The organism is Kitasatospora sp. NPDC056327 (genome assembly GCF_042261735.1).
In the GTDB taxonomy this organism is placed as follows: Bacteria; Actinomycetota; Actinomycetes; order Streptomycetales; family Streptomycetaceae; genus Kitasatospora.
Map to the genome: position 1 here is coordinate 1 of NZ_JBHJRC010000398.1, position 6,212 is coordinate 6,212.

Below are 6,212 nucleotides of genomic sequence, written 5' to 3' on the forward strand. Positions count from 1 at the left end.
CGCCGGGGCCGGGCCGCGCGAGTGCGGGGCGGGTCAGGGCTGGGCGGGTCAGGCCGCCGACTCCACCGGGGGAGTCACCGAGGACGACACCTTCACGGAGGGCGACGCCGCCGGGGGCGAGGCCGTGCCCGTACCGGGGGAGGCCGTACCGGGGGAGGCCGTCGAGGGCGACGCGCCCGCCGACGACGGGGACCCGCCGGCCGAGGGCGACGCCGCCGAGGACGACGGGCCCGACGGCGAGGCGTCGGGCTCGTCGGAATCCGCCGGCACCGGCGGCAGGTCGTAGACGTTCCCCGGCGACACGATCTCCGTGACCGCCTTCGCGAACAGCGTCGACGGCGCCGAGCCCCGGTAGGTGATGTCCGTGTTCAGCAGCACCACCAAGGACGCCTGCGCGGACGGCAGGTACACCACCACCGCCTGGTACCCGGGCAGCGAGCCGTTGTGCCCGATCCACCCGTGGTTGGAGAACAGCCCCAGCCCGTACCAGCTGTCCGGGTCCGGCGACGGCTCCGGACGCAGCCGCTCCGCCTGCGTCTGCGGCGTCAGCAGCGAGCCCGTCGCCAGCGCCTTCGCCCACTTCTTCATGTCCGCCTGGGTGGAGATCGCCGCCCCCGCCGCCCACCCCCACGACGGGTTCCAGTCCGTGGCGTCCGCGACCGCGCCGTCCGGCGTCTGGTCGGTGTAGCCCTGCGCGTGCGGCTGCGGGAAGGCGGCGTCCGTCGGGAACACCGTCCGCTCCAGGCCGGCCGGGTCGAACACCTGCTTCTTCAGGAACTCCCCGAGCGGCTGCCCGCCCACCTTCTCGACCACCTGGCCCAGCAGCACCGTGTTGGTGTTGGAGTACTCGAACCCGGCGCCCGGCGCGAAGTTCGCGGGGTGCCGGAACGCGTACGCGAGCACCTGGTCGGGAGTGAACTCCCGGTGCGGGTCCGCCTCCAGGGTCCGGACGAACTCCTCGTCCTGCGTATACGGGAACAGGCCGCTGCGCATGTCCGCCAGCTGGCGCAGGGTGATCGCGCCGCCGCCGGGCACACCGCTCAGGTACTTCTCGACCGGGTCGTCCAGCCGGAGCCTGCCCTGGTCGACCAGCCGGAGCAGCGCGGTCACCGTGAGCGACTTGGTCACGCTGCCGATCCGCATGTTGAGCCCGGTCACCATCGCGGTGCCCGCCACCTTGTCGGACGTCCCGAACGCCTTGAGGTACTCGCCCTGCGGCGTCGCCACGTTGACGATCACGCCCGGCACCGAGGCCTCCGTCAGCACCCGCTCCACCGCCGCGTCCAGCCGGGCCGTGACGTCCGGCGTCAACGGCAGCGTCGTCCCGCCCGTACTCGGCGCGGCGGTGGTGGTGCCCGTGGCGGGGCCGCTCGGAGAGGGGCTGAGCGGCGTGGCCGTCGCCGTCGGGCTCAGCGCCGCCGGAACGGCCGTCACCGCCCCGGCGGCCGGCTGCTGCGACGCCGCACCGCCCGAACAGCCGGCGACCGCCGGCAGCCCGGTCAGTGCCAGCGCCACCGCCACGGCGGCCGGAGCCGTGGCTCGCTTCCTCGTCACACGGTTCGTCATCTTCGGGCGCCTCTCTGGGCCGGACGGGCCCGGAGCAGCGCTCCACGGGCCCGCAAGGGGGAGCGATCGCCACCGTATGCGCCGCCGTGGCGCCCCGCGCGCCGGGCGGGCGCCCGCTGGACCGAACGGACCCACCCGCCGCCCCCGCGCGCTCCAGGGGCTCCCGCGGACGGCGGCCGTCCGCCGCGGTTATCCGCCCCCTACCCGGGCCCGGGTAGCGTGCCCACCGCGGGAACCGACGGAGGGGGACACCGGGATGCTGCACTGCGAGGCCGTCGGAAAGCGCTACGGCCGCGGGCACTGGATCCTGCGCGACGTCGACCTGAGCCTCGCCCCCGGCGACGTCCTCGCCGTCGTCGGCGCCAACGGCTCCGGCAAGTCCACCCTGCTGCGCGTCCTCGCCGGCCTCACCCGCCCCACCACCGGCCGGGTCACCGGACCCGCCACCGCCCGCCGGGCCGTCGTCGGCTACGTCCCCGACCGGTTCACCGCTCCCGAACGCCTCACCGCCACCGCCTACCTCACCCACCTCGGCCGCATCCGGGGCCTGACCACCGCCGCCGCCCGCGCCCGCGCCGGGCGGCTCCTCGACCGGCTCGCCCTCGCCGGCGGTGCCGATGCCGCCCTGCGCACCCTCTCCAAGGGCAACGCCCGGAAGGTCGCGCTGGCCCAGGCCCTGCTCGTGCCGCCCGACCTGCTCGTGCTCGACGAACCCTGGTCCGGCCTCGACGCCGCCGCGCACGGCGTGCTGGCCGACCTCATCGGCGAGACCGCCGCCGGCGGCGGGACCGTGGTGTTCACCGACCACCGGGAGGCCGTCGCCGCGGCCCGCGCCACCACGGTCGGGGCCGTCGCCGGCGGGCGGGTCGTCCTCCGGTCCGGCGGCGGTCCGTCCACGTCCGAAGCGACAGGGCCCGCCGCGCCCGCCCAGATCGTGCTCACCGCCCCCGGCGCCGCCCCCGAACCCGCCGCGTCCCCGCCCGCCTGGCCCGAACCCGCCGTGTCCCCGCCCGCCTGGCCCGAACCCGCCGCGTCCCCGCCCGCCGGGCCCGACTGGGCCGCCCTTCCCGGGGTGCTCGCCCTGGAGCGGCGAGGGCCCGAAATCCACCTGCGCGTCGACCCCACCCGCACCGACGCCGTGCTCCTCACCGCCCTGCGGCACCACTGGTCCGTCCACGCGGTCAGCCGCCCACGGCCGCACCCGCAGCCCCCGCACCCCCGGCCCGAACCCGCCCCGAGGACCACCGTCCGATGACCGCCCTCGTCCGCTACCGGCTCACCACCCTCCTCCTCTCCCAGCGCCACCTCGCCCCGCTGCTCCTGTTCACCAGCCTCGTCACCGTCCTGACCAGCAGCGACACCGGCCCGCTCACCGCCGCCCACGGCGCCGCCGGCGCCGCGATGCTGCTCGCCGCCACCTGGCTCACCACGGCCGTCGCAGGCCTGGAGGACCAGGCCCACCGCGGCATCCTGACCGCCGCCGGCAGCCACCGGCGCCTGCTCGCCGGCACCGTCCTCACCGCCCTCCTCGCCTGCCTGCCGCTCACCGTCCTCGGCCTCGCCCTGCCGCTGCTCGTCGGCACCCACAGCCCCACCGCCGCCGACCTGCTGCTCGGCGCCGAGGCACAGCTCACCTGCGCCCTCACCGGCACCGCGGTCGGCCTGATCGCCTCCCCGCCCGTCGTCCGCCACCACGGCCGCGGCCTGCTGCTCGCCCTCGCGCTGCTCCTCGCGCTCACCCTGGGCAAGGGCCTGCCCCCGGTCAACCTCCTGCTCACCCGCCTCGCGACCCACCGGCACGCGGCCGACCTCCTCGCCTCCACCGCCGTCCTGCTGGCCGTCGCCGCTGCCCTCCTCGGCGCGGCGGCGGCCCTCGCCCACACCGTCGTCACCCGACGCGACTGACCCGGCCCCGGAGCCGCCGCCGGCCCCGCACCGAGACGGGCGCGCGACGGTCGGCGCAGCGCCCCGCGCGCCCTCCGCACGCCCCGCGCGCTGCGCCGTCGGAGTGCCGCCCGGCACGCCGCGAACCGCCGCCGAGTCCAGCTCGGGCACGATCGTTTAGCCCAGCTGTCGCGGCCCTTAAGAATTCCTCGATGGACCGCACCCCCTCTCACCAGGCAGATTTCTGCCTGCCCGGAATGCGGACACCGGACCCCCGGTCCCGCGCCACCCCGCCCTGCCCCGCCAGGCCCTGGCTCCGCCAGGACCCGCCGGCCCCCGGGACCGCCGTCCGCCGGGCCCCGTCGGCCTGCCCACACCAGGCCGCCCCCACCGTGCGTCAGGAGCCACCGCCGTGAAGGCACTCGTCAAGCAGAAGGCCGAGCCCGGACTCTGGCTGATGGACGTCCCCACCCCGGCGATCGGCCCCGGCGAGGTGCTCATCAAGGTGCTGCGCACCGGCATCTGCGGCACCGACCTGCACATCCGCAAGTGGGACGGCTGGGCCCAGCAGACCATCAGGACCCCGCTGGTCCTCGGCCACGAGTTCGTCGGCGAGGTCGCCGAGACCGGCGCCGGCGTCGCCGACATCGCGGTCGGCGACCTCGTCAGCGGCGAGGGTCACCTGGTCTGCGGCAAGTGCCGCAACTGTCTCGCCGGCCGCCGCCACCTCTGCCGCAACACGGTGGGCCTCGGCGTCAACCGCGACGGCGCCTTCGCCGAGTACGTCGCCCTGCCCGCCTCCAACGTCTGGGTGCACCGGGTCCCCGTCGACCTCGACGTCGCCGCGATCTTCGACCCCTTCGGCAACGCCGTGCACACCGCGCTGTCCTTCCCGCTGGTCGGCGAGGACGTGCTGGTCACCGGCGCCGGCCCGATCGGCATCATGGCCGCCGCCGTCGCCAAGCACGCCGGCGCCCGCAACGTGATGATCACCGACGTCTCGCCCTACCGCCTCGACCTCGCCCGCAAGGTCGGCGTCTCGCTGGCGCTCGACGTCTCCGAGCACACCATCGAGGAGGGCCAGCAGAAGCTCGGCCTGCGCGAGGGCTTCGACGTCGGCCTGGAGATGTCCGGCCGCCCCGAGGCGCTCCAGTCGATGATCGCCAACATGACCCACGGCGGCAGGATCGCCATGCTCGGCCTGCCCGCCGAGGACTTCCCGGTTGACTGGGCCTCCGTCGTCACCTCGATGCTCACCATCAAGGGCATCTACGGGCGCGAGATGTTCGAGACCTGGTACGCCATGTCCGTCCTGCTGGAGGGCGGCCTCGACCTCAGTCCGGTGATCACCGGCCGCTACGCCGCCGCCGACTTCGAGGCCGCCTTCGACGACGCGGCCGGCGGCCGCTGCGGCAAGGTCATCCTCGACTGGACCGTCTGATCCCCCCTCGCCCTCCCGTTGCCAGCCCGTTGCCACCCCGTATAGGAGCAGCCGTGTTCGACACCGTGCGCGACGACCTCGCCGCCACCCTCGACGAGATCCGCGAGGCCGGCCTCTTCAAGCCGGAGCGGGTGATCGGCACCCCGCAGAGCGCCGCCGTCACCGTCACCGCCGGCGGCACCCCCGGCGAGGTGCTCAACTTCTGCGCCAACAACTACCTGGGCCTCGCCGACCACCCCGAGGTGCTCACCGCCGCCAAGGAGGCCCTCGACCGCTGGGGCTACGGCATGGCGTCCGTCCGATTCATCTGCGGCACCCAGGACGTGCACAAGGAGCTGGAGGACCGCCTCTCCGCGTTCCTCGGCCAGGAGGACACGATCCTCTACTCCTCGTGCTTCGACGCCAACGGCGGCGTCTTCGAGACCCTGCTCGACGAGCGCGACGCCGTCATCTCCGACGCGCTGAACCACGCGAGCATCATCGACGGCATCCGCCTCTGCAAGGCCCGCCGCCACCGCTACGCCAACCGCGACCTGGCCGACCTGGAGCAGCAGCTCAAGGACAGCCAGGACGCCCGCCGCCGCCTGATCGTCACCGACGGCGTCTTCTCGATGGACGGCTACGTCGCCCCGCTGCGCGAGATCTGCGACCTCGCCGACCGCTACGACGCCATGGTCATGGTCGACGACTCGCACGCCGTCGGCTTCGTCGGTGCGAACGGGCGCGGCACGCCCGAGCTGCACGGCGTCATGGACCGCGTCGACATCATCACCGGCACCCTCGGCAAGGCGCTCGGCGGGGCCTCCGGCGGCTACGTCGCCGCGCGCCGGGAGATCGTCGCGCTGCTGCGCCAGCGCTCGCGCCCGTACCTGTTCTCCAACTCGCTCGCGCCGGTGATCGCCGCGGCCTCGCTCAAGGTGCTCGACCTGGTCGAGAAGTCCAACGAGCTGCGGGAGCGGCTGGCGGCCAACACGGCGCTGTTCCGCTCGCGGATGACCGAGGCGGGCTTCGAGGTCCTGCCCGGCGACCACGCCATCGCGCCCGTCATGATCGGCGACGCCGCCAGGGCGGGGCGCCTCGCCGAGCTGCTGCTGGAGCGCGGCGTCTACGTGATCGGGTTCTCCTACCCCGTCGTGCCGCACGGCCAGGCCCGGATCCGCGTGCAGCTCTCCGCCGCGCACAGCACCGAGGACGTCGAGCGCGCCGTGGCCGCCTTCATCGACGCGCGCGCGGCCCTGGGCGAGTAGCCCCCCGGGGAGCGGCCCGCCCTGGCCGGCTCCCCCCTCGATCGCCCGTGGCGCGTCCGCTCGGAACCGGACGC

Annotated in this window: 5 protein-coding genes; 4 read left to right on the plus strand and 1 reads right to left on the minus strand. The window is 75.2% G+C overall.

What is annotated here, in order from left to right; translation table 11 throughout:
- Positions 1–48: 48 nt before the first annotated feature.
- Positions 49–1,554, minus strand: coding sequence for a serine hydrolase domain-containing protein (locus tag ACFCX4_RS33780; RefSeq protein ID WP_376150880.1), 1,506 nt, complete (start codon positions 1,552–1,554; stop codon positions 49–51).
- A gap of 271 nt (positions 1,555–1,825) precedes the next feature.
- Here ACFCX4_RS33780 and ACFCX4_RS33785 point away from each other — a divergent pair, with 271 nt between their 5' ends.
- From ACFCX4_RS33785 to ACFCX4_RS33800, 4 genes are all read left to right on the plus strand, one after another.
- Positions 1,826–2,821 (plus strand): ATP-binding cassette domain-containing protein, encoded by a 996-nt coding sequence (locus tag ACFCX4_RS33785; RefSeq protein ID WP_376150888.1) that lies wholly within the window; start codon positions 1,826–1,828, stop codon positions 2,819–2,821.
- Positions 2,818–3,471: a hypothetical protein gene (locus ACFCX4_RS33790; protein ID WP_376150882.1), complete on the plus strand. Its 654-nt coding sequence runs from the start codon at positions 2,818–2,820 to the stop codon at positions 3,469–3,471. Before ACFCX4_RS33785 ends, ACFCX4_RS33790 begins: the two co-directional genes overlap by 4 nt.
- 391 nt (positions 3,472–3,862) lie before the next feature.
- Positions 3,863–4,891 carry an L-threonine 3-dehydrogenase gene (gene tdh / locus ACFCX4_RS33795; RefSeq protein WP_376150884.1) on the plus strand — a complete coding sequence of 343 codons (1,029 nt, stop codon included), beginning with the start codon at positions 3,863–3,865 and terminating at the stop codon, positions 4,889–4,891.
- 53 nt (positions 4,892–4,944) lie between these two features.
- Positions 4,945–6,138 (plus strand): glycine C-acetyltransferase, encoded by a 1,194-nt coding sequence (locus ACFCX4_RS33800; protein WP_376150886.1) that lies wholly within the window; start codon positions 4,945–4,947, stop codon positions 6,136–6,138.
- Positions 6,139–6,212 lie beyond the last annotated feature (74 nt).

What these genes read in the sequence shown, in the direction of transcription:
- ACFCX4_RS33790 (WP_376150882.1), top strand. Translation starts at nt 2,818, where the DNA reads ATGACCGCCCTCGTCCGCTACCGGCTCACCACCCTCCTCCTCTCCCAG.